General features: G+C 70.1%; 18 protein-coding genes. 5 read left to right on the forward strand and 13 right to left on the reverse strand.

The window, feature by feature from the left end:
- Positions 1–109 precede the first annotated feature (109 nt).
- Genes Psi02_RS33590 through pgsA form a run of 4 tightly spaced genes read right to left on the reverse strand, consistent with a single transcriptional unit; the run spans position 110 to position 3,331 of the window.
- Entirely contained in the window at positions 110–649 is a 540-nt protein-coding gene (locus Psi02_RS33590; protein WP_203979885.1) for a hypothetical protein, read from the reverse strand.
- Positions 646–1,776, reverse strand: coding sequence for a glycosyltransferase family 4 protein (locus tag Psi02_RS33595; protein WP_203979886.1), 1,131 nt, complete (start codon positions 1,774–1,776; stop codon positions 646–648). Before Psi02_RS33595 ends, Psi02_RS33590 begins: the two co-directional genes overlap by 4 nt.
- A complete protein-coding gene (locus tag Psi02_RS33600) occupies positions 1,773–2,729 on the reverse strand; it encodes a phosphatidylinositol mannoside acyltransferase (protein WP_203979887.1) in 957 nt (318 codons plus the stop codon). Before Psi02_RS33600 ends, Psi02_RS33595 begins: the two co-directional genes overlap by 4 nt.
- On the reverse strand, positions 2,726–3,331 hold the full coding sequence (pgsA, locus tag Psi02_RS33605; protein WP_203979888.1) for a phosphatidylinositol phosphate synthase: 606 nt from the start codon (positions 3,329–3,331) through the stop codon (positions 2,726–2,728). Before pgsA ends, Psi02_RS33600 begins: the two co-directional genes overlap by 4 nt.
- Before the next feature lie 267 nt (positions 3,332–3,598).
- Between pgsA and Psi02_RS33610 the strand changes: the two genes are divergently transcribed.
- The 3 genes from Psi02_RS33610 (at position 3,599) to Psi02_RS33620 (ending at position 10,391) form a co-directional block, all read left to right on the forward strand.
- Entirely contained in the window at positions 3,599–5,728 is a 2,130-nt protein-coding gene (locus tag Psi02_RS33610) for an elongation factor G-like protein EF-G2 (RefSeq protein ID WP_203979889.1), read from the forward strand.
- Positions 5,729–5,909: 181 nt separating this feature from the next.
- On the forward strand, positions 5,910–7,574 hold the full coding sequence (locus Psi02_RS33615) for a glycoside hydrolase family 10-like protein (protein WP_239095384.1): 1,665 nt from the start codon (positions 5,910–5,912) through the stop codon (positions 7,572–7,574).
- Between the two features lie 669 nt (positions 7,575–8,243).
- Positions 8,244–10,391 carry a hypothetical protein gene (locus Psi02_RS33620; protein WP_203979890.1) on the forward strand — a complete coding sequence of 716 codons (2,148 nt, stop codon included), beginning with the start codon at positions 8,244–8,246 and terminating at the stop codon, positions 10,389–10,391.
- 37 nt (positions 10,392–10,428) lie between these two features.
- On the opposite strand, the gene Psi02_RS33625 is transcribed toward Psi02_RS33620, so the two are convergent.
- Positions 10,429–10,977 (reverse strand): HIT family protein, encoded by a 549-nt coding sequence (locus Psi02_RS33625; RefSeq protein WP_239095385.1) that lies wholly within the window; start codon positions 10,975–10,977, stop codon positions 10,429–10,431.
- Between the two features lie 170 nt (positions 10,978–11,147).
- Between Psi02_RS33625 and Psi02_RS33630 the strand changes: the two genes are divergently transcribed.
- Positions 11,148–11,714 carry an Asp23/Gls24 family envelope stress response protein gene (locus Psi02_RS33630; RefSeq protein WP_203979891.1) on the forward strand — a complete coding sequence of 189 codons (567 nt, stop codon included), beginning with the start codon at positions 11,148–11,150 and terminating at the stop codon, positions 11,712–11,714.
- A 75-nt stretch (positions 11,715–11,789) separates the two neighbouring features.
- Here the strand turns inward: Psi02_RS33630 and thrS are convergent, their stop codons facing one another.
- The 3 genes from thrS to Psi02_RS33645 all read right to left on the reverse strand — a co-directional run bounded on the left by thrS (position 11,790) and on the right by Psi02_RS33645 (position 16,840).
- On the reverse strand, positions 11,790–13,766 hold the full coding sequence (gene thrS, locus Psi02_RS33635; protein WP_203979892.1) for a threonine--tRNA ligase: 1,977 nt from the start codon (positions 13,764–13,766) through the stop codon (positions 11,790–11,792).
- A 132-nt stretch (positions 13,767–13,898) separates the two neighbouring features.
- On the reverse strand, positions 13,899–14,456 hold the full coding sequence (locus Psi02_RS33640; protein WP_203979893.1) for a glycoside hydrolase family 25 protein: 558 nt from the start codon (positions 14,454–14,456) through the stop codon (positions 13,899–13,901).
- Between the two features lie 83 nt (positions 14,457–14,539).
- Positions 14,540–16,840, reverse strand: a complete 2,301-nt coding sequence (locus Psi02_RS33645; protein ID WP_203979894.1) for a phosphoketolase family protein — start codon at positions 16,838–16,840, stop codon at positions 14,540–14,542.
- A 201-nt stretch (positions 16,841–17,041) separates the two neighbouring features.
- Here Psi02_RS33645 and Psi02_RS33650 point away from each other — a divergent pair, with 201 nt between their 5' ends.
- Complete coding sequence (locus Psi02_RS33650; RefSeq protein WP_203979895.1) at positions 17,042–17,662, forward strand: MarR family winged helix-turn-helix transcriptional regulator; 621 nt, start codon at positions 17,042–17,044, stop codon at positions 17,660–17,662.
- Positions 17,663–17,678: 16 nt separating this feature from the next.
- On the opposite strand, the gene Psi02_RS33655 is transcribed toward Psi02_RS33650, so the two are convergent.
- The 5 genes from Psi02_RS33655 to Psi02_RS33675 all read right to left on the reverse strand — a co-directional run bounded on the left by Psi02_RS33655 (position 17,679) and on the right by Psi02_RS33675 (position 22,172).
- Entirely contained in the window at positions 17,679–18,659 is a 981-nt protein-coding gene (locus tag Psi02_RS33655; protein ID WP_203979896.1) for a YbgA family protein, read from the reverse strand.
- A 46-nt stretch (positions 18,660–18,705) separates the two neighbouring features.
- On the reverse strand, positions 18,706–19,230 hold the full coding sequence (locus Psi02_RS33660; protein ID WP_203979897.1) for an RNA polymerase sigma factor: 525 nt from the start codon (positions 19,228–19,230) through the stop codon (positions 18,706–18,708).
- A gap of 96 nt (positions 19,231–19,326) precedes the next feature.
- Complete coding sequence (locus tag Psi02_RS33665) at positions 19,327–20,271, reverse strand: MerR family transcriptional regulator (RefSeq protein ID WP_203979898.1); 945 nt, start codon at positions 20,269–20,271, stop codon at positions 19,327–19,329.
- A gap of 203 nt (positions 20,272–20,474) precedes the next feature.
- Positions 20,475–21,452 (reverse strand): aldo/keto reductase, encoded by a 978-nt coding sequence (locus Psi02_RS33670; protein ID WP_203979899.1) that lies wholly within the window; start codon positions 21,450–21,452, stop codon positions 20,475–20,477.
- A gap of 54 nt (positions 21,453–21,506) precedes the next feature.
- Positions 21,507–22,172: a dienelactone hydrolase family protein gene (locus tag Psi02_RS33675; protein ID WP_203979900.1), complete on the reverse strand. Its 666-nt coding sequence runs from the start codon at positions 22,170–22,172 to the stop codon at positions 21,507–21,509.
- Between the last annotated feature and the right edge of the window lie 87 nt (positions 22,173–22,259).

Raw genomic sequence — 22,259 nt, forward strand, 5'->3', positions numbered from 1 at the left:
ACCCCCTGAGCAGGCACAACATGCCCATCAGACGTGGTCCTCATGCCATGAAACGGCATGAGCTTACCGGCGGGCGGCACGATGTCCGCATACATTCGGTCAAATCGGACTACTCCGCGGCAAGAGACTCCGGCGGGGCGTCGTCGATCTCGAAGAACTGAGGGTAGTCCGTGTGCCCCGCGAGCCTGAGCGTGCGCGCCAACCAGCGCCGCTGCGCCCTCCGGGTGACCGCGACGGCGTTGTTGAAGAAGCGGCGGGAGTAGACGACCTTGGCCACCGCCGTGTCGAGTTCCTTCATCAGCGCCGGGCCCGCGAGATGCTCGGTGAGCTTCTCGTCGAACCGTTCCTGGTCGACGACCGCCCGCAGCGTCTTGGACAGGTCGCTCTCGGCGTGTTCCCGCTCCTCGGGGCCCGACGTACGGGCCTCGTGGGCGGCGGCGGCGAGGACGAGCGACGTCGCCGGGTCGAGGATGCGCGATCCGGCGAGTTCCAGGCTGACGGCGGCGCGGCGCAGCAGGGCGGCGTCGAGGGCGGCCTGCGCCGCCTCCAGCCTGATGTGCAGGCGGTCGAGCCGGCCCGCCCGCCAGGAGACGTAGACGCTGGCGAGCACCACGAGCACGCCGATGGCGAGGATCAGAGTGGTCGTCACGCGACGTCCTCCACGACCCCCGCGTCCGCGGCGGCAGCGGTCTCATAGACGCGTAGGACGTCACGGGCGACGGTCGACCAGTCGTACTTGCGCACGGCGTGGCGGGCCTCGTCGGAGAGCTTGGCCCGGCGGCCCGGGTCGTCGAGGAGACGTGCGGCCTCCTCGGCGAGCGCCGCGGCGTCGCCGGTCGCGAACAGCGCCCCCGCCTGCCCTCCGCCGAGCACCCGGCGGAACGCGGGGATGTCGCTGGCCAGGATCGGCGCCCCGGCGGACATGGCCTCGGTCAAGACGATGCCGAAGCTCTCGCCGCCCAGGTTGGGAGCGCAGAACACGTCGACGGAGTGATAGGCGCGGACCTTGTCGGCCTCGCTCACCATGCCCAGCAGCCCGACGCGGTCCCGGTACTGCTTGGGCACCCGGTCGAGCACGTCGTCGTGATCACCGGGCCCGGCGATCAGCAGACGCAGGCCCGGCCTCTCGGGGGCGAGCAGCGAGAACGCCTCCAGCAGGACGGGCAGTCCCTTGCGCGGCTCGTCCATCCGGCCGAGGAATCCGATCACGCCGCCGTCGGGCCCCCACCCGGGAAGGGGCGTGGCCTCGGCGTATCTGCTGACGGTGACCCCGTTGGGGATCAGCACGGCGTCGCCGCCCAGGTGCTCGACGAGGGTCCTGCGGGCCGCGTCGGAGACGGCGATCCTCGCGTTGATCTTCTCCAGCGCGCTCTGCAACATCGGCGCGGCCACCGACATGGCCCGCGAACGTTCGTAGGAGGCGTGGAACGTGGCCACGATCGGGCCGCGCGCCACCCAGCAGGCCAGCACCCCGAGGGACGGCACGGCGGGCTCGTGGACGTGCAGCACGTCGAACCGGCCCTCCCTGATCCACTTGCGCACCCGGTTGGCCGACAGGAAGCCGAAGGCCAGACGCGCCACCGACCCGTTGTACGGCACGGGCACGGCGCGGCCGGCGGAGGTGACGTAGGACGGCAGCGGGGCGTCCTCGGCCGCCGGAGTGATCACGGACACGTCGTGCCCGTCGGCGATGAGCGCCTCGGCGAGATCCCGGATGTGCGCCTGGACACCCCCCGGAACGTCCCAGGTGTACGGGCAGACGATGCCGATCTTCACGGCGCTCCCACAGGCCGGGGCTCCAGGTCGTCGAGCCACAGGCGCTGGAGCATGTGCCAGTCCTCCGGGTGCTCGGCGATGCCCTTCTCGAAGACGGAGGCGAGGGTCTGCGTCATCGCGGCGACCTTCTCCTGCCTGGTCCCCTCCACCGGCACCGGGATCTCCTCATAGATGCGGATGCCCCAGCCGTCGCCCTCGAACCACAACACGGCGGGCAGCAGCGCGGCCCCCGTCTGGATCGCGAGCAGCGCGGGCCCGGCGACCATGCGGGTCTTGGCGCCGAAGAAGTCGACCTCCACGCCCGAGGCGGTCAGGTCCCGTTCGGCGGGCAGGCACACCGGACGGCCCTCGCGCAGCCGCTTGGCCAGCGTGCCGAAGGCCATCGCGCTGCCGCCGCCCTTGCTGGTGAGAGGCAGGACCTCCATGCCGAGGCTCTGCCGGTAGGCCAGGAACCGTTCGTACAGCGACTCGGGCCGCAATCGCTCCATGACCGTGGTGAAGGGATACCCCTTGTGGGCCAGCCACGCCCCGGCGAGGTCCCAGTTCCCCATGTGGGGCAGGGCCATCACCGCCCCGCGGCCCTTGTCGATGTTGTCGAAGATGAACTCCCCGTCGACGGCGCGGGTCTCGGAGAGGATTCGGTCCCGGTCCATCGAGGGGAGGCGGAACGCCTCCATCCAGTACCGGAAGTACGACCGCATCCCGGCCCGGCTCAGCTCCCGGATGGCCGGGCCGGCGGGGTCGCCGCCCACGACCCGCGCCAGGTTGGACTCCAGGCGGCGTACCGACGTGCCCTGCCTGCGCCACAGATAGTCGGCCAGGAAGCGGAAGAACCACGCGGCGAACCTCTCGGGCACCCGGCGGACCACGACCCAGCCCAGCGAGTAGGCCGCCGCCACGAGACGGTCCCCCAGCGGCACCCTCACGGGTGGGGTGCCGGCCGCGCGCTTCATCTGACCACCGCCTGTCGGTACACGTGGACCATGCGCTGGACGACCGTGAAGGCGCTCGCCGCCGCGAGCAGCCAGAGCCCGATCGCCAGGATGTACGGCACGCCAAGCCCGGACAACCCGGCCGCGACCAGCGCGACCACGAGTCGCTCCGTCCGCTCGGCGATGCCCACGTTCGCGGTCATCCCCAGGCCCTCTGCCCTGGCCTTGGCGTAGGACACCAATGCTCCCGCGACGAGGCAGAACAAGGCGACACCCGCGAGGATGATCTCCGGGTCGTCCTTGAGGACGAAGTAAAGGATGAGACCTGAGAAGACCGAGGCGTCCGCCAGCCGGTCCAGGGTGGAGTCCAGGAAGGCCCCCCACACGCTGCCCTTCCCCGTCATTCTGGCGAGCACGCCGTCCAGCGCGTCCGCGAACACGAAGACGGTGATCACGACGGTTCCGAGGAACAGTTGTCCGCGGGGAAAGAAGAAGAGCGCCGAGGCCACCACGCCCAGCGTTCCGACCAGGGTGATGGCGTCGGGCGAGATGCCCAGCCGGGCGAGGGTTCTGCCCAGCGGCGTCATGACTCGGGTGACGGCAGGGCGCAGGATGCTCAACATGGCCGTCCGATCGTAGGCCATGAACAGCACGGCGAGCTCGCGAGGACATTCCGTCGAAAAGTCTTGTGATCCTCGCCACATGGGTAAAGGGTGAAGAACACGCGCCTGACAGGCCGCGTGGAGATGACGTGCAGTGAAACGCCACGTTGACTCCCACGCGCGCTCCGCGAGGGCGGGGCCATGGGCGCGGACAGCGACGGCACGAGCGGCCGGCGCGGGGAGCGTGCGACGTGCCCATCCCGACCGCTCTGAGACGCGGGAGGCGACGTGGCCGAAAGATCTACCGGCGCTACAACAGGAGCCGCGGGCAGAGCACCCGCGGCCGATCGGCCGGACATGGTGCGCAATGTCGTGCTGGTCGGCCATTCCGGAGCCGGCAAGACCACCCTGATCGAGGCGTTGCTCGTGGCGACGGGCACCGTACCGCGCACAGGCAGGGTCGAGGACGGCACCACGGTGTGCGACTTCGACGAGGTGGAGGTTCGCCAGCAACGCTCGGTCAACCTCTGCGTCGCCCCCGTCGTGCACAACGGAATCAAGATCAATTTTCTCGACACCCCCGGTTACGCGGACTTCGTCGGCGACCTGCGCGCGGGACTGCGCGCGGCGGACGCGGCGCTGTTCGTCGTCTCGGCCGCCGAGGGCGTCGACGGCCTGACCCGGATGCTCTGGGAAGAGTGCGGGCTGGTCGGCATGCCCCGTGCGGTGATCATCACGAAGATCGACCATCCGCGTGCCAACTTCGACGAGGTCCTCGCGAGTTGCCAGGAGTCCTTCGGAGACGGCGTCGCTCCCCTCTATCTTCCCGTGGACGGCATCGGGCTGCTCGGCCTGCTGTCCCAGAGGTTCTTCGAGTACGGCGCCGGCGGCCGTACGGAGCGGGAACCGGACTCCGGCCAGCTCGATTTGATCGAGCAGTACCGGGGCGACCTGATCGAGGGGATCATCCAGGAGAGCGAGGACGAGTCCCTCATGGACCGTTACCTCTCCGGTGAGGAGATCGACACCAAGGTCCTCATCGACGACCTGGAGAAGGCCGTCGCGCGGGGCACCTTCCACCCGGTCCTGGCCGCGGCGCCGGGCGTCGGCATGCTGGAGATCCTGGAGATCGTCACCCAGGGTTTCCCCTCGCCGATCGAGCACCCGCTTCCCGAGATCACGACGACCGACGGCAAGCCGGTGACCAACATCACCGCCGATCCGGCCGGGCCTTTGGTGGCCGAAGTAGTCAAGACGACGAGCGATCCGTACGTCGGGCGGATCAGTCTGGTGCGGGTCTTCTCCGGGACCCTCCACCCCGACATGGTCGTCCACGTCTCCGGGCACGGAATGGCCGATCGGGGGCACGAGGACCATGACGTGGACGAACGCGTCGGCAGCCTGTCCTCGCCCCTGGGCAAGACCCAGCGGCCGTTCGGCAAGTGCGTGGCCGGCGACATCTGCGCGATCGCGAAGCTGACGCGCGCGGAGACCGGCGACACCCTGTCGGACAAGGACAACCCGCTGCTCATGAGGGCGTGGGACATGCCCGACCCGCTGCTGCCCGTCGCGATCCAGGCCAAGTCGAAGGCCGACGAGGACAAGCTGAGTCAGGCGCTCGCCCGTCTCGTCGCCGAAGATCCGACGTTGCGGCTGGAGAACAACGCCGAGACCCGCCAGCTCGTGCTCTGGTGCATGGGCGAGGCCCATGCCGACGTCCTGCTCGACCGGCTGTCCAAGCGGCACGGCGTGGAGGTGGAGAAGGTCGAGCTGCGGGTGCCGCTGCGGGAGACGTTCGGCGGGAAGGTCCAGGGCACCGGGCGCAACGTCAAGCAGACCGGAGGCCACGGGCAGTACGCCGTCTGCCATCTCGAGATCGAGCCGCTGCCGTCGGGTGGCGGGCTGGAGTTCGTCGACAAGATCGTCGGCGGCGTGGTGCCACGCCAGTTCATCCCGTCGGTGGAGAAGGGAGTGCGGGCGCAGATGGAGCGCGGGGTCGTCGCCGGATATCCGATGGTCGACATCCGCGTCACCCTCTACGACGGCAAGGCGCACTCGGTCGACTCCTCGGACATGGCCTTCCAGATCGCGGGCCAGCTGGCGCTGAAGGAGGCCGCGGCGAAGGTGCCGACGTTGCTGCTCGAGCCGGTCGACCAGGTGTCCATCCTGGTGGCCGACGAGTTCGTCGGGGCCGTCATGTCGGACCTGTCCTCGCGGCGCGGCAGGGTCCTCGGCACCGAGCCCGTGGGCACCGGGCGCACGCTGGTCAAGGCGGAGGTGCCGGAACTGGAGATCACCCGGTACGCCATCGATCTGCGGTCGATGTCCCACGGCACGGGGACGTTCCACCGCACCTTCCTGCGGTACGAGCCGCTCCCCTCGCACCTCGCGGACAAGCTCGCCTCGGACTCCGCCTAGCGGTCATCAGGTGTTCCCGGGCGCCGGAGTTTCGTACGGCCGGCGCCCGGGGAACTCCATGACGTGCGTCTCGCTTTATCACATCAGCAACATGAGATGACTTTCTTTTCTTCGGGGAAACCATCGATTTGCCGATGCCAGACTGATGGCGGTATGCATCGGGAATCGGGGAGGTCATCACGTGACTGAGCGGAGACGGGTGAGCCGGCCGCTGCTCGCCGGCATCCTGGCCGCGGCTGCCGCCATGGGCGTCGCGTACGCCTACGGACCGGGTGCCCGGGCCGACCAGGTCGAGCAGGCCGCCGCCGCGCGGACGCAACTGTCGGCGCGAGCGGGTGAGGCGCGTGCCGTGGCACGCCCCGCGACCCCCCGCTCCCCCGCGGCGGGATCTGGAGCGACGATGGCCGAACCCGCGAACACGGCGTCGTGCACGACCAGCGCCCGCTACGCCAAGCGGCAACTGCGCGGCATCTGGATCGCCACGGTGCACAACCTGGACTGGCCCTCCCGCGCCGGCCTGACTCCCGCCCAGCAGCGGGCCGAGTACGTCAAGCTCCTCGACCTCGCGGCCAAGCGCCGGTTCAACGCGGTGTTCCTGCAGGTACGGCCGGCCTCGGACGCTCTATACAGCTCCTCGCTCGAGCCCTGGTCCCAGTACCTGACCGGCACGGCGGGCAAGAGCCCCGGCTGGGATCCGCTGCCCTTCCTCATCCAGGAGGCGCACAAGCGCGGCATGGAGTTCCACGCATGGTTCAACCCCTACCGCGCCGGTGACACCACGGACCTGTCGAAACTGCCCGCGAACCACCCCGCCCGCCTTCACCCCAATTGGGTCGTGAAGCACGAGGGCAAGCTCTACTACAACCCCGGGCTCCCCCAGGTCCGCGACTGGGTCACCAAGGTCGTTAAGGACGTGACCCGGCGCTACGACGTGGACGGCATCCACTTCGACGACTACTTCTATCCCTATCCGGGGCAGGGGACGCAGTTCGCCGACTCGGCCGCCTTCAAAACGTACGGCAAGGGCATGAAGCTGGCCGACTGGCGGCGCGACAACGTCAACAAGCTGATCGCCCAGGTGTCGAAGGCCGTTCACACGGAGAAGCCGTACGTGAAGTTCGGCGTCAGCCCCTTCGGCATCTGGCGAAACAAATCCGAAGTTTCATCGGGCTCAAATACAAAGGGCATGTCCGCTTATAGCTCGATTTATGCGGACGCGAAGGCGTGGATCAAGGCGCGTTCGGTGGATTACCTGATCCCCCAGATCTACTGGCCGCGGGGATACGCGATCGCCGACTACAACGTCCTGGTCCCCTGGTGGGCGAACGCGGTCAAGGGCACCGGCGTCGACCTCTACATCGGCCAGGCGCTCTATCAGGTGGGCACCAAGACGATCCCGGCCTGGGCCAAGCCTGACGAACTGCCCTCGCACCTGGCGGTCAACCAGAAGTATCCCGAGGTCAAGGGCGACGTGTTCTTCAACGCTTCCCAGCTCCGCACGAACCCGCTCTCGGTCATGGACCGGCTCGCGAAGGAGTACTACACCAGGCCCGCGCTCATCCCCCTGATCAAGGGGATGAGCACCAAGGCTCCCGCCGCCCCGAGCGGGCTGAAGCACGGCGGCCGGACGCTCGCGTGGACCGCCCAGCCCGGCGCCCGCGCCTTCGGGATCTACCTGGTCGACAGTGCCGGCACGTGCGCCACGGCCGACGGCCGGAATCTCATCGCCGTCGTCCCGGCCACGTCCGCTCCCACCTACGCGGGCAAGGCCGCCGGCACGTACTACGTGACCGCCCTCGACCGTCTCGGCAACGAAAGCCTCCCCACCCGCCTGACCATCCGCTGACCCACCCCTCGGGACACCGCTCGACCCACCCTCAGGCGTGATCATGCACGGGTTCGGGCGGAGGCCTTCCGACCTGCTCGAACCCAAAGCGTGATCATGCACAAGTTCGTAAAGTAGCCGCCCGACCTGCCCCAACACCGTTCGTGATCGTGCACAGGTTCGGGTGGAGGCGCCGCGACCAGCGGGAACCCCGGTTGCGATCATGCACGCCTTCGACGAAATGGTCCTGGACCTGGCCCGATGCGCTCCGTGATCAAGCAATCGCCGGATCGCGAACGGGCGCCCGACCGGATGGCCTGAGACAGCCGAGTCCGGCCGCGCATGATCACGAACAACCTTCCTCCTGCTCATCGATCCTCCAGGCGAACTCGTGCATGATCACGACCGGGCTTCCCGCTGGTGCATCGGCAATTCACGAACCCGTGCATGATCACGGTCGAAGTCTTCGCAGATCGCAGGGGAACTTCACGAATCTGTGCATGATCACGCTTGGAGTTCGCGCAGGTCGCGGCGCCTCCACCCGAACCTGTGCATGATCACGAACGGTGTCGGCGCAGGTCGGAAGGCCTTCCGCCGAACTTGAGCATGATCACGCACAAGGGGTGGGCTGGTCCGATAGCGTGGGCGCGAACTTGCGCATGATCCAGTGCATGATCCAGGAGGTCAACCGTGAGGCGTCGGCTGATCGCGCTAGTGGTGGGGGCGCTGTTCTGCGTGCTCGCCCCCGCAGGCGCGGCCATGGCCCAAGTCCAGGCCCCACAGGCGACCACCGACGCCGCTCAAGGCCGACAGGTGGTCCTCATCGGGGTGCCCGGTCTGATGTGGAGCGACATCAACCAGACCGACACCCCGAACCTGTGGAAGCTGGCCGGGTCGAGCGCCCTCGGCTCCCTGTCCGTACGGACCGTCGGCAACATCACCTGCCCCTATGACGGCTGGCTCACGGTCTCGGCCGGAGTCAGGTCGGCGGTGGGGGCCAAATGCGGCCTGCCGCCCACCCCGGAGAAGCAGGGCGAGAGCGCCGTCGTGCCGGAGTTCAACTGGCTCTGGGACGTCCGCGACCAGCAGTACGCGGGCACGCTCGGCCAGGCCGTCCACGACGCGCGGCAGTGCACGATGGCGGTCGGCCCCGGGGCCGCGCTCGCCCTGGCCGACCGGCAGGGCAAGGTCGACGTGTACGCCGACACCCCGGCGCAGGTGACCGACTGGACCCGCTGCAAGGTCGTCGCGGTCGACGCCGGCGACCTGATCACGCCGTACATCGAGAACGACAAGGTCACCACGACCGTCGAGAAGCTCACCCCCGAGGCCCGCCGCGCGGCGGTCAAGGCGGCGGACGCGACGCTGGGACCGGTGCTTCTCAATCTCGGGACCAGCACGATCCTCGTCGCCGGGCTCTCCGACCACGGGACGGTCCCCCACCTGCGGGCGGCCATGCAGTACACGCCCGGTACGGCCGGCCCCGCGGAGCGACTCACGCTCGGCAGCCGGTCGACCCATCGGGACGACATGGTGATCCTTCCCGACTTCACGTCCACGATCCTCGCCGGCCTGGCCGTCACGCCTCCGGCGACCGTGGTGGGGACGACGATGGAGAGCCACGCGACCGGACGGAACGTCGGCGAGCAGGTCGACTCCCTGAAGGTGGCCGACGTGGCCGGGCAGACGGTCCGCGACTGGACCGGGGTGTTCTTCACCACTGTGGCCGTGCTGCAGGTGGCCTTCTACATCACGGCGTTCCTGCTGATGCGCCGCCGCAGCGGCCTGCGCGGCGTCCGGCTCGCGGCCATCACCCTCGCCTCGATCCCCGCCTCGACCTACCTCGTCAACCTCCTCCCCTGGGCCCGTTCGCCGCTGCCGACGGTCACTCTCTTCAGCGCGATCCTGGTGACGGCCGTGCTGCTGAGCGCGGTCGCCCTCCTCGGACCATGGCGCCGCAGCCTGCTCGGACCGCCGACCGTGGTCGCGGGCGTGACGGCGGTCGTGCTGCTCGGCGACCTGCTGACGGGGACGCCGCTCCAGCTCAACAGCATGATGGGCTACACGGGAGTGGTCGGCGCCCGCTACTACGGCCTCGGCAACATCCCGTTCGCCCTTCTCGCGACGGCCGTTCTGCTCGTCACGACGGCGATCGCCGACAGGCTGGTCCGCTCCGGCCGCAAGACGGTCGCCGTGAGCCTGGTGGCCGGTCTGGGCGGCTTCGCGATGTTGCTGGACGGCTGGCCGGGCGTCGGCAGCGACTTCGGCGGCGTCATCGCCTTCGTTCCGGGCATCGCCGTGGCGGCGCTGATCGTGGCGGGCAAGCGGGTGTCGATCATCAAGCTCGGCGCCTTCTGCGTGGCGGGCGGGGTGCTCGTCATGGGCATCGCCTACCTCGACTACCTCCGCCCGGCCGCCGACCAGACACACCTGGGGCGGTTCGTCGGGCAGGTCTTCGACGGCACCTTCCTTCCCGTGATCTCACGCAAGCTCGGCGCGATGTTGCACACGCTGATCAGCCCGAACCTGATGCCCGTGGTGATCGCCGCGTTCGCGTTCCTCGTCTTCGCGCTGCTCCGCCCCGGCAAGGCGAGCGCGGGCGTGTTGCCGCTCGCGTTCGAACGGGCGCCGACGCTCAAGGCGGGCCTGCTCGGTGCGCTCGTCAGCGGCGTGGTGGGCATGCTGGTCAACGACTCGGGGGCCGCCGTCCTGTCGATGGCCCTCGCCCTCGCCGTCCCGCTCGTGCTCAGCGCGGGCATCCGCGCACTGGAACTCGGCGAGCAGGTGCCGGGCACCGTCCCGTCGCTCGAGCCCAGCCCCGCGGAGCAACCCGCCTAGCCCTGCGGAGCAACAGCAGCCCCGCGGAGCAGCCCGCCTAGGATGCGGGCCAGGCGTCCGCGAGCAGCGTGCGGGTGTCCCGCAGAAGCTGCGGCAGGACCTTGGTGTGCCCGACGACGGGCATGAAGTTGGTGTCGCCGCCCCACCGGGGAACCACGTGCTGGTGCAGGTGGGCGGCGATGCCGGCGCCCGCGACGCCGCCGAGGTTCATGCCGATGTTGAACCCCTGGGCGCCGCTGGCCTTCCTGAGGGCGAGCGTGGAGCGCTTGGTGAACTCGGCCAGTTCGGCGGTCTCCGCCTCGTCCAGGTCCGCGTAGTCGGCCACGTGCCGGTACGGCACGACCATCAGGTGGCCGGAGTTGTACGGGTACAGGTTCAGGACGGCGTAGACGGTGGAGCCCCGGGCGACGATCAGGCCGTCCTCGTCAGGCATCTTGGGGATCTCACAGAACGGGCACCCGTCGTCCTCCCCCGTCCCGCTCGGCTTGTTCTCGCCCTTGATGTACGCCATGCGATGCGGGGTCCAGAGGCGTTGGAAGTTGTCCGGCGTCCCCGCGCCGGCCTGCTCGATGGGCTCTGAACTCACAGCCGCCCTCTCCCCTCGTTCCGCCGTGCCTGCCGCATGTGAAGCAGCATATGACTCGCGGATCTCTCCTACGCGTGCTGGGCATTGTTCGGGACAAACCATTCGATCTTCGGGCAGACTTCTCCTGCTGCGCGGAGCACGCGGGGCCGTAATCGCCGAGGAGTTGGACAATGACCGACGTCGCAGTCGAGCAGGGCCAGGATCACGCTGACGATCAGCATGACGAGTTCGACCACGAGGGCGGGGAGGCGGCGGAGGCCACGCCCGCCGAGGCCCCCAGCCAGGGTGGGTTCACCCTGCCGGAGCCGGGGAGCGTCTCCGTGGTCTCCGACGGCTTCTCTGTGGCCGTCCAGGGCAGGATCAAGGTGGCGGACGAGGTCGTCGAGAAGGTCGCGGCCCTCGCCGCTTTGGAGATCGCCGGTGTGGCGGACCTCGGCGGCGACCTCGAGCGCGCGTTCGAGAGCGTCCGTGACCGCATCGGGCTCGGCGCCAAGCGCGCCAACCAGGGCGTCCGAGCCCAGATCATCAACCAGCAGGTGACCGTCGACATCACCATCGTGATCGAGTACGGCTACATCGTGATGGAGGTGGCCACCGACGTGCGGGCCAACGTGGCTCGGTCGGTCAGCCACATGCTCGGCATGCGGGTCACCGAGGTCAACGTCACCGTGGACGACGTGCGTCTGCCCGGCGAGGGTAGCGACAAGCCCGCCGAGCCCGAGGACGGAAGCTTCTAGGACGGCCCTCCGCGGGTCTTGAAACGGCTACGGCCTGCGTCCCACCAAGTGGGGCACAGGCCGTAGCCGTTTTCGTCAGACCTGGACGCGCCGCTCGACGGCGTCGACGATCTCGGCGATCGCCTCGTCGATCGGCACCCCGTTCTTCTGCTCACCGTTCCGGTACCGGAACGACACCGCGCCGGCCGCGACGTCCTCGTCGCCCGCGAGCAACATGAACGGCACCTTGGCCTTCTGCGCGTTGCGGATCTTCTTCTGCATCCGGTCGTCGGCCACGTCGACCTCGACCCTGATGCCGTGCTCCCGCAGCCGCTTGGCGACGTCCAGCAGGTAAGGGGCGTGGGCGTCGGCGATCGGGATGCCGACGACCTGCACCGGGGCGAGCCAGGGCGGGAAGGCGCCCGCGTAGTGCTCGACCAGCACGCCGAAGAACCGCTCGATCGACCCGAACAGCGCCCGGTGGATCATCACCGGCTGCTGCCGCGATCCGTCACCCGACTGGTATTCCAGCTCGAAGAGCTCCGGCAGGTTGAAGTCGAGCTGGATGGTCGACATCTGCCATGACCGGCCGATGGCGTCCCGCACCTGCACGGAGATCTTGGGGCCGTAGAAGGCCGCGCCACCCGGGTCGAGCACCAGATCGAGGTTCTCCGACTCGGCCACCTCGCGCAGGGTCTCGGTGGCCTCCTCCCACGCGTCGTCGGAGCCGACGTACTTCACCGGGTCCTTGGTGGACAGCTCCAGGTAGAAGTCTTCGAGGCCGTAGTCGCGGAGCAGGTCGAGCACGAACCGCAGCAGCGACTTCAGCTCGTCGCGCATCTGCTCACGGGTGCAGTAGATGTGCGCGTCGTCCTGGGTGAGGCCGCGGACCCGGGTCAGCCCGTGGATCACGCCTGACTTCTCGTACCGGTACACGGTGCCGAACTCGAACAACCGCAGCGGCAGCTCGCGGTAGGACCGCCCGCGCGCCCTGAAGATCAGGTTGTGCATGGGGCAGTTCATCGGCTTCAGGTAGTACCGCGCGCCCTCGAGCTCCATGGGCGGGAACATGCCGTCGGCGTACCAGTCGAGGTGGCCGGAGACCTTGTAGAGGTGCTCCTTGGTGATGTGCGGCGTGTTCACGAAGGAGTAGCCCGCCTCCTCGTGCCTGCGGCGCGAGTAATCCTCCATGACGCGGCGGATCACACCCCCCTTGGGGTGGAACACCGGCAGCCCCGAACCGAGCTCGTCGGGGAAGGAGAACAGGTCCAGCTCGGCGCCCAGCTTGCGATGGTCGCGCTTCTCGGCCTCCTCCAGCAGGCGGAGGTATTCGTCCTGCTTGTCCCGGGACTCCCACGCGGTGCCGTAGATGCGCTGAAGCTGCGGGTTCTTCTCGCTGCCCCGCCAGTAGGCGCCGCCGGACCGCATCAGCTTGAACGCCGGGATGACCCGGGTGGTCGGCAGGTGCGGCCCGCGGCACAGGTCCTTCCAGCACAACTCGCCCGCCTTGGGGTCGAGGTTGTCGTAGATGGTCAGCTCCGCGCCGCCCACCTCGACGTCCGCGCCGTCGTCGGAGCCGGCCGCGCCGCCCTTGAGCCCGATGAGCTCCAGCTTGTACGGCTCGGCCGCGAGTTCCTGGCGTGCGTCGTCGTCGGAGACCGGCCGCCGGCTGAAGGTCTGCCCCTGCTTGACGATCTCGCGCATGCGCTTCTCGATGCGCTTGAGGTCGTCGGGGGTGAACGGGTCCTTGACGTCGAAGTCGTAGTAGAAGCCGTTCTCCACGGGCGGGCCGATGCCGAGCCGGGCCTCCGGGAAGATCTCCTGGACGGCCTGGGCCATGACGTGCGCGGTCGAGTGGCGCAGGATCGCCCGGCCGTCGGCACTGTCGATCGCGACCGGCTCGACGACGTCGCCTTCGGACACCTCGGCGGCCAGGTCGCGCAGGTCGCCGTTGATCCTCGCCGCGATGACCGTTCTGCCGTCGGCGCCCAGGGCCTCCCCCGCCGTCGTCCCCGCCGCGACCACACGCTCGGCTCCGGCGAGGGTGATGCGTATTTCGAGGACGGCAGACACGGTGGCTCCTTGCGTACGGATGCTGCGGGACTGATGTGACGGAGGCCCCGCGAGCCGGACCATGCCTCGACGGCCCGGGCGGATGCCTTCCGCATCCGATGCTACCGGTGCCACCACCCCTATTTCGCTTGGTTACTCCCGCGTGGCGAGGGTCGAGAGTTCCTCCAGTGATCCGGCGAAGGTGTCGCGGTTCACCGGGCTGTTGGCGTATTGGTGCAGCGTCCAGGACGTCCAGGGCGGGGGGACGGCCGGCTGCCCCCTGGGCCGGTCGGGGGCGGTGATCCACAGCGGGAGGTCTTCCAGGCCCGCACAGTTCCCTTCGGCGGCGAAGTGGCGCATCGTCCGGACGATGGGCCGCACTCCCGCGAGGCGACGCACCTCGTCGCACCACCGCCGGGCGAAGGCGGCCACCTCGGCGGGCGCGAGCCCGTCGGAGACGCGGAGATCGACGGCGAGCAGGCCGGCGTCCGAGTGGCTGAGGAAGTGCGTGGCCTGGGCGAGCGGATCGCCCCCCGGCCTGGCCACGTGGTACGCCCCCGCCAGCACGCCCGCCGCGTTCATGGCGGCTCGATGGCCCGCGTACGCCGCGTCGGTGCCCCGATCGCCCTCGGTGGCCCTGGCGAAGCCGAACAGGGCGCCGTCCCACTCCACGGACGGCAGCCAATCGGACACATCGATGCCCTCGATCACCGTATGACCCTAATGACGCGATGATCGGGCTGCGAGTCCTTTCCCGGAAACGACGCCCGGGAACGACGCCCGGGAACGCGCGGTCAGTAGGGCCACACCCATTCGCGGATCTCGACGGGGTCCTCACCGTGCTCCCGCGTGTGGAGCTTGCAGTGGAGGCGGGTGTCCGCCATGTGCTGGCGCAGGTGCGCCTGCCTGCCGCCGAGCGCGGGCACCCGGTCGATGACGTCCATCACCAGGTGGTAGCGGTCGATGTCGTTCATCATCGCCATGTCGAACGGCGTCGTGGTGGTGCCCTCCTCCCGGTACCCCCGGACGTGGAGGTTGTCGTGGCCGTTGCGCCGGTAGGTGAGCCGGTGGATCAGCCACGGATAGCCGTGGAAGTTGAAGATGACGGGCTTGTCCGCGGTGAAGACCGTGTCGAACTCGGCGTCGCTCATGCCGTGCGGATGCTCGGACGGCGGCTGCAGGCGCATGAGGTCGACCACGTTGACGACCCGGATCCTGAGCTCGGGCAGGTGGGCGCGGAGCAGCGCCGCGGCGGCGAGAGTCTCCAGGGTCGGCACGTCGCCGGCGCAGGCCAGCACGACGTCGGGCTCGACCCCGTCGTCGTTGCTCGCCCAGTCGAGGACGCCCACGCCGCGGGTGCAGTGGCCGACGGCCTCGTCCATGCTCATGAGATCGAGCACGGGGTGCTTCCCGGCCACGACCACGTTGACGTAGTCCCGTGAGCGCAGGCAGTGGTCGGCGACCGACAGCAGGGTGTTGGCGTCCGGCGGCAGGTAGACCCGGACGACGGACGACTTCTTGTTCATCACGACGTCGAGGAATCCGGGGTCCTGGTGGCTGAAGCCGTTGTGGTCCTGCCGCCAGACGTGCGAGGACAGCAGGTAGTTCAGCGAGGCCACCGGGCGCCGCCACCCGATCCTCCGGGTCGACTCCAGCCATTTGGCGTGCTGGTTGAACATCGCGTCGACGATGTGGATGAACGCCTCGTAGCAGTTGAACAGGCCGTGCCGGCCGGTCAGCAGGTATCCCTCCAGCCACCCCTGGCACAGGTGCTCGCTCAGCACCTCCATCACCCGGCCGTCGGGAGCCAGGTGCTCGTCGGTGGGGAGGATCTCGGCGTCCCACGCCTTGGGAGTGGCCTCGAACACCGCCGACAGCCGGTTGGACGCCGTCTCGTCCGGGCCCATCAGCCGGAAGTTCCCGGGGTTCGCGGCGAACACGTCCCGCAGGAAGCCGCCGAGCACCCGGGTCGGCTCGGTGGGCGAGGACGCGTGCGACTTCACCTCGACCGCGTAGTCGCGGAAATCGGGCAGCACCAGCGGGCGCAGCAGTTCCCCGCCGTTGGCGTGCGGGTTGGCGCTCATCCTGCGCGGGCCGTCCGGCACCGTACGGAGGATCTCCTCGACCGGGCCGCCGGCGGCGTCGAAAAGCTCCTGCGGCCGGTAGGAGCGCATCCACTCCTCCAGCATCGCGAGGTGCTCCGGCCGCTCCCTGACCCCCTGCAGCGGCACCTGGTGGGCCCGCCAGGTGCCCTCGACGGGCAGCCCGTCGACCTCGCGAGGGCCGGTCCAGCCCTTCGGCGTACGGAGGACGATCATGGGGAGCCGTCCGCCGTCGGCGAGTTCGTCGAAGACCGACTCCAGCGTCTCCGCCATCTCCTCGTGAACGGCCCCCGGGTCGTCCCCCGACACGATGTGGGGGCGGTAGCCGTAGCCCTCCATGAGCTTGACCAGGTCGTCCTCGGGGATCCTGGCGAGCACGGCCGGGTTGGCGATCTTGTATCCGTTGAGGTGCAGGATCGGCAGGACGACGCCGTCCCTGCCCCGGTCGAGGAACTTGTTGGAGTGCCAGCTGGCGGCCAAGGGGCCGGTCTCGGCCTCCCCGTCGCCGATGACGCACGCGACGACGAGATCGGGGTTGTCGAAGGCGGCGCCGTACGCGTGGGCGAGCGAGTAGCCCAGCTCGCCGCCCTCGTGGATCGACCCGGGCGTCTCGGGGGCGACGTGACTGGGGATGCCGCCGGGGAAGGAGAACTGCCGGAACAGCCGTCGCATGCCCTGCGCGTCCCGGGAGACGTCGGGGTACCGCTCGCTGTAGGAGCCCTCCAGCCAGGCGTGCGCGACCGCGGCAGGGCCGCCGTGGCCCGGCCCGCAGATGTAGATCATGTTCTGGTCGCGCTCCCGGATGACCCGGTTGAGGTGCGCGAAGCAGAAGTTCAGGCCTGGGGTGGTCCCCCAGTGGCCGAGGAGCCTGGGCTTGACGTGCTCGGGCCGGAGCGGCTCGGCGAGCAGCGGGTTGTCCATGAGGTAGATCTGACCGACGGACAGGTAGTTGGCGGCTCGCCAGTAGGCGTCGACTTTCGCGAGTGCGTCCATGCTTCGACAGTTCCTCGCGTGACGGTTTCAAACCGCGCGGCCGCCATCCCGTCTTACGCGGCCGGACCGGACGGCGCAGCAACGGGCCGCGGGAGGCGGAGGGATCGAGCGGCGGAGGCGACCGGACCGGCCGGCGGAAGCGGAGGGATCGGATCACCGGAAGACGGTTGAAATCTCAACCTCGTCGGTACGCTTGAGCGCATGCCGGAGACGCGTTGGCTCGACGAGGACGAACAGGGGGCGTGGCGCGCCTACATCTGGACCAACCACCTGCTCTGGGAAGCCCTCGAACGGCAACTGCAGCAGGACTCGGGCATCCCTCACGCGTACTACATCATGCTCGTCTGCCTCTCGGAGTCGCCCGACCGCACGATGACCATGACGCAGCTCGCCTCGGTGACCCAGTTCTCCGCCAGCAGGCTCTCGCATGCCATGGCACGCCTGGAGGAGAAGGGCTGGGTGCGGCGGATCAAGCACGACGAGGATCGGCGCACCACCGTGGCGAGGCTGACCGCCGAGGGCTTCGCCGCACTCGAGAAGGCCGCCCCCGGCCACGTCGACGAGGTGCGGCGCCGCGTGTTCGACCCGCTCTCACGGGACCAGATACGGCAGTTCCACGACATCCTGGCCACGATCCTCGCCGGCCTCGAGTCGGTCGAGGAGGGCGGGGAACCCGAGGAGAGCGGGCACAGCGGGAAACCCGAGGAGAGCGGGGAATCCGGCAGGCCCGCGGAGTCCGCGGCGGAACCGGGCCACGGTGGACAGGCCGGCCGCGCGCCGTCCGGCGCGGGCCGTTCCGGAGACGCCGCGCAGTCCGCCTGACCTCGGCGGCCCGGGGTCAGGCGGCGATGTGGTTGCGCAGCCCGAGATCGTCCGGGTAGGGCCGGAAGTAGGTCTGGCCGGAGACGTACGTGACCCCTTCGCCCCTCGCGTGGTGGCGGAGCAGGGTCACGGGCACGTTCAGAGCGACCTGCCGGGCCCGGTAGGCGCCGATCACGTCGAGCACGTCGGCCCGGCGGACCCGCCCGAGACGGTCGCCGACCATCCCGAGACAGTGCTCCAGGACGTTGGCGTTACGGCCGACGGACGCGCGTACGGCCATGGCCGTGCGGAACGCGTGGCCATATGCGGCCGCCAGGTCGTCGCGCGGGCGTGAGCCCGCCTCGGCGACCAGCCGGCCGAGCTCGCGGTAGACGGCGGGGGCGTGCGCGAGGAGTTGCATCTTGTGGGCGGCGTGGAAGGCCACCAGGTCGCGCGCCCGCCAGTCGCCGGCCAGGAACTCACGGAGCCGCGCGACCGCGAAGATCCGCTCGACGAACGCCTCGCGGAGCACGGCGTCGTGCAGCCGGCCCTCGTCCTCGACCGCGAGCAACGGGTGGACGCCGACCACGATGCCCGCGAACAGGCCGCGGTCGCGCCGGTCGGCGTCCACTCTCGCGCCCCCCGCGCCCGGAGTGCCGGCTCCGCCCGCGTGGATCGGGATGCCGTGGAGCCCGCAACTGGGGCTCTTGGCCTTGAAGACGTAGCCGTCCACGTCGAGACCCGCCGCGCGGGACTCCGCGTGGGCCGTCATGCGGTCGGTGAGGTCGGTCCGGGACGAGCGGGTCATCAAGCGTGGTCCGCGTGCGGAGCGTTCGAGGCGGAGCGTCTCGCGCGGGGCGCCGAGGCCGATCTCCATCTCCGGGCAGACGGGCACCCGATCCACGTGTTCGGACAGGGGGCCGGTGACGAACCTGTCGCGGCTGTGGCCCCCGTTGAACCGGACCGGCTCGCCCAGCAGGCAACTGGAGACCGCGAGCCGCGGCCTGACGTCGCCCATGATCACACCCCCTGTCTCCGGACCGGACCGCCGCGGGCGGGTCCGGTCACGCGGCCACGCGCGGGAGCAGCGCGGCGAGCCGGTGGAGCCCGCGTGCCGTGCGGGCCTTGACCGTGCCGAGCGGCACCCGCAGCCTGTCGGCGATCTCCCGCTGGGTCAGATCGCCGTAATAGGCGAGCTCGATGGCCTGGCGCTGGACCGCCGGGAGCTCGTCCAGCGCCCTGCGGATCCGGTCGCGGTCGGCCAGTTCCTCCCCCGCCACGCGCCCGTCCGCTCCCGCCGGGTCCGCCACGGCGTCCAGCGGCAACGTCTGCGGCCTGCGGGCCCGCAAATGGTCCACCGCCCGTTTGCGGGCGATCCCGAAGAGCCAGGCGGGCAGGCTCCTCGTGGGGTCGAAGCGGTGCCGTGACCGCCACACCTCGGTGAACACGACCTGGAGCACATCGTCGACGTCCTCGTGCGGGACCAGCCGCCGCAGGAACGAGCGGACCGCCGGGGCGTGCGCGCGGTAGCACTCCCCCACCGCTCCGGCGTCCCCGGCGGCGAGGCGGGACTCGAGACTGTCGTCCATGAGTTGTCCCCTGCCCGAGAAACTTCTTCAAAACCTATTCATAGCCGCTCGTGCGTAAGGGACGCAACCTCGTCAGCGACGAGGTTTCACAAAGGCTCATCTCAGGGCGGACATGACCGCCGAAATCGCGGCGGGCATCGAGGTGACCCGGGCCACTGCCGGCGGGAGGCCCTCCCGCCAGCCCGGGCCGCCCACGAGGATCCTGCTGGCGGGGCGGAGCCTCGGCAGCCTGCCCAGCGGGGCGGGATCACCCGTCTCCGCCTGCTGCGACCAGACGAACACCACGGCCGGGCCGATCCTGCGCATCGCTTCGGCGAGCGCGGAGTAGGGCGTTCGCGCCCCGAGCACCCGCGTCTCCACCCGGCGCTCGGCGAGAGCGGCCGCCAGCGCGTGGGCCGGCAGGCTGTGCTGCTCCTCCTCGGCGCAGGCCACCAGGACCGGCCGTGGATGAATCGGCTGCGACAGCCGTCCGGCGACCGAGTTGAGCGCGTACAGCAGGCGGTCGGAGAACATGTGCTCGATCTCGATGCCGAGGCCCGTCTCGTCCTGCCTCCGGGTGATCACCTCGAAGGTGGGCAACACCAGCCGCTCCCACGTCGGCACGACGCCGTGCCGGTCCAGAGCCGCTTCCACCGCGTCGCCGACCGTCCTCGCGTCCAGGGCGATCGCCGCTCGGGCGAGCATGGCCGGAGAGAGGATCTCTCCCTCCCGCGCGGGAGGTCCGGGCACCTGCTCGTCGCAGTCCGCCTCCGGTGACCCGCCGCCGGGACGCCGCACCTTCAGCGCCTGCCTGGCGGCGTCGGCCGGCGCGACTCCCGCGTGGATGAGCCGGTTCATCTCCTCGAGGCACCGCAGGTCTCCCGCGTCGTAACGCCGGTGACCGCCGGGGCTCCTGCGACTGGGGCCGATGCCGTACCGCAGGTTCCAGGTGCGGAGCGTGGGCGCGGGCACGCCCAGCCTCCGGGCGACGGCTCCGATCCCGTATCCCGGTTCGTCACCGGAGATCGGCGTACGGCCGGCCCCCGGCGTGCCCTCATCCATCGCGACGCCCTCGTCCTTCGGGGCGCACTCGCCCCGTCGTCTTCCGCTGTGCGCCCGCCACACAAGGTCATTCGGACGGGCCCCCGCGATCAGATGCATCCGCGACCGTCGGAGAGGCCCCGGTGACGCGGACGGGCGCCTGCCCGCGCGTTCGAATCGCGCGGAGCGGCGCCCGTCGGGCGGTCTCTACCAGCGGGAGGCTTCTACCAGCGGTGGTGCACCTGGGGCCGGATCAAGGTGTCGTAGACCTCCCTGACGGCCGCGTGCACGTCCGCGGAGAGGGGCGGCAGGCTCGCGGCCGCCGCGTTCGCCCTGGCCTGGGCGGGGTTGCGGGCGCCGGGGATGACGACGCTCACACCGGGCTGGTCGAGGATCCACCGCAGCGCGAACTGGGCGAGGGTGGCGCCGTCCGGCACCAGTTCCCTGAGCCTGTCCACGGCCTGGAGGCCGACGCCGTACTCGACGCCGGAGAAGGTCTCCCCGACGTCGAACGCCTCGCCCTGCCGGTTGTAGTTCCGGTGGTCGTCCTCGGCGAAGACGGTGCCCGGGCCGTACTTGCCGGACAGCAGGCCGCTGGCCAGCGGAACGCGGGCGATGATCCCGACACCCGCCTTCTCGGCCGCGGGCAGGACCTCGTCCACCGGCTTGAACCGGAAGGCGTTGAGGATGATCTGGACGCTGGCCACGCCGGGCCGCTCGATTGCGGTGAGCGCCTCGCCGACGGTCTCGACGCTGACGCCGTACGCCCCGATCCGGCCCTCCGCCACCAGGGTGTCGAGCGCGTCGAACACCCGGTCGTCGGAGTAGACGGGGGTGGGCGGGCAGTGCAGCTGGACCAGGTCGATCCGGTCCACGCCCAGGTTGGCGCGCGACCGGTCGTTCCAGGCGCGGAAGTTCTCCAGCGTGTACGCCTCGGGCGTCTGGGGCACCCGGCGGCCCATCTTCGTGGCCACGGTGAGGCCGGGCCGTTCCTTGATCAGGCGGCTGACGATGGTCTCGCTGCGCCCGTCGCCGTAGACGTCGGCCGTGTCGACGAAGTTCACCCCCGCGTCGACCGCGGCGTTCAGCGTCTCGAGGGCGTCAGCCTCGCTGACGTCGCCCCAGTCGGCTCCGAGCTGCCATGCCCCCAAGCCGACGACGCCCACCTGCCGGCCGAACCTGCTCATTAACCGCTGTTCCATGGCGCCCGATCGTAGTCGTGCCCGGGAGGAACGGGTCCAGCGGCCCTCGGCGGCTCAGCCCGCCGTCGCGCCCGCCAGGTGCCGCAGGAACCAGTCGCGGGCCGTCTCGGCCACGGCCTCCAGCGCTCCCTGCTCCTCGAACAGATGAGAGGCGCGCGGCACGATCTCCAGGCGGGTCTCGCCCACGATCTCGTCCATCGCCTCGCGGTTGAGCTCGATGACGATCGGGTCCCGCTCCCCCACGATCAGCAGGACCGGTTGGCGGACCAGGCGGAGGGCGTCGCCGGCGAGGTCGGGCCGCCCGCCCCGGGAGACCACCGCCTTGACGGTGTCCGGGTGCGCGGCGGCGGCCACGAGGGCGGCCGCCGCGCCGGTGCTCGCTCCGAAGAGGCCGAGACCGAGGCCACCGATCAGTTCGTCCTCCGGAAGCCGCTCGACCAGCGCCGAGACGCGTTCGGAGAGCAGGCCGATGTCGAACCTCATGCGGCCGGTCGCGGCGTCGATCCGGTCCTCTTCGGGGGTGAGCAGGTCGGCGAGGACCGTGGCGAGCCCCGCCCGTTGCAGTTCCCGTGCCACATGGCGGTTGCGGGGGCTGCGCCTGCTGCTGCCGCTACCGTGGGCGAACAGCACCACGGCATGAGCGGAGCGGGGAACGACGACGTCCGCCTCCAGGACGACACCCCCGGCCGGAATCGTGATGCTCACCTCGACGTCGGTCATCCACCCCTCCTCGCATCAGACGGTGACCGGACGGCTCCATATCGCTTCCACGATCAGGCAAAATGCCATACCCGCTCCGCGAAGTTC

This window comes from Planotetraspora silvatica (genome assembly GCF_016863315.1).
Lineage (GTDB): Bacteria > Actinomycetota > Actinomycetes > Streptosporangiales > Streptosporangiaceae > Planotetraspora > Planotetraspora silvatica.

Excerpts from the sequence above, each read along its gene's own strand:
- Psi02_RS33670 (WP_203979899.1), bottom strand. The coding sequence starts at position 21,452 with ATGGAACAGCGGTTAATGAGCAGGTTCGGCCGGCAGGTGGGCGTCGTC.
- Psi02_RS33630 (WP_203979891.1), top strand. The coding sequence starts at position 11,148 with ATGACCGACGTCGCAGTCGAGCAGGGCCAGGATCACGCTGACGATCAG.
- Psi02_RS33645 (WP_203979894.1), bottom strand. The coding sequence starts at position 16,840 with ATGGACGCACTCGCGAAAGTCGACGCCTACTGGCGAGCCGCCAACTAC.
- Psi02_RS33675 (WP_203979900.1), bottom strand. The coding sequence starts at position 22,172 with ATGACCGACGTCGAGGTGAGCATCACGATTCCGGCCGGGGGTGTCGTC.
- Psi02_RS33650 (WP_203979895.1), top strand. The coding sequence starts at position 17,042 with ATGCCGGAGACGCGTTGGCTCGACGAGGACGAACAGGGGGCGTGGCGC.
- pgsA (WP_203979888.1), bottom strand. The coding sequence starts at position 3,331 with ATGTTGAGCATCCTGCGCCCTGCCGTCACCCGAGTCATGACGCCGCTG.
- Psi02_RS33660 (WP_203979897.1), bottom strand. The coding sequence starts at position 19,230 with ATGGACGACAGTCTCGAGTCCCGCCTCGCCGCCGGGGACGCCGGAGCG.
- Psi02_RS33665 (WP_203979898.1), bottom strand. The coding sequence starts at position 20,271 with ATGGATGAGGGCACGCCGGGGGCCGGCCGTACGCCGATCTCCGGTGAC.
- Psi02_RS33600 (WP_203979887.1), bottom strand. The coding sequence starts at position 2,729 with ATGAAGCGCGCGGCCGGCACCCCACCCGTGAGGGTGCCGCTGGGGGAC.
- Psi02_RS33655 (WP_203979896.1), bottom strand. The coding sequence starts at position 18,659 with ATGGGCGACGTCAGGCCGCGGCTCGCGGTCTCCAGTTGCCTGCTGGGC.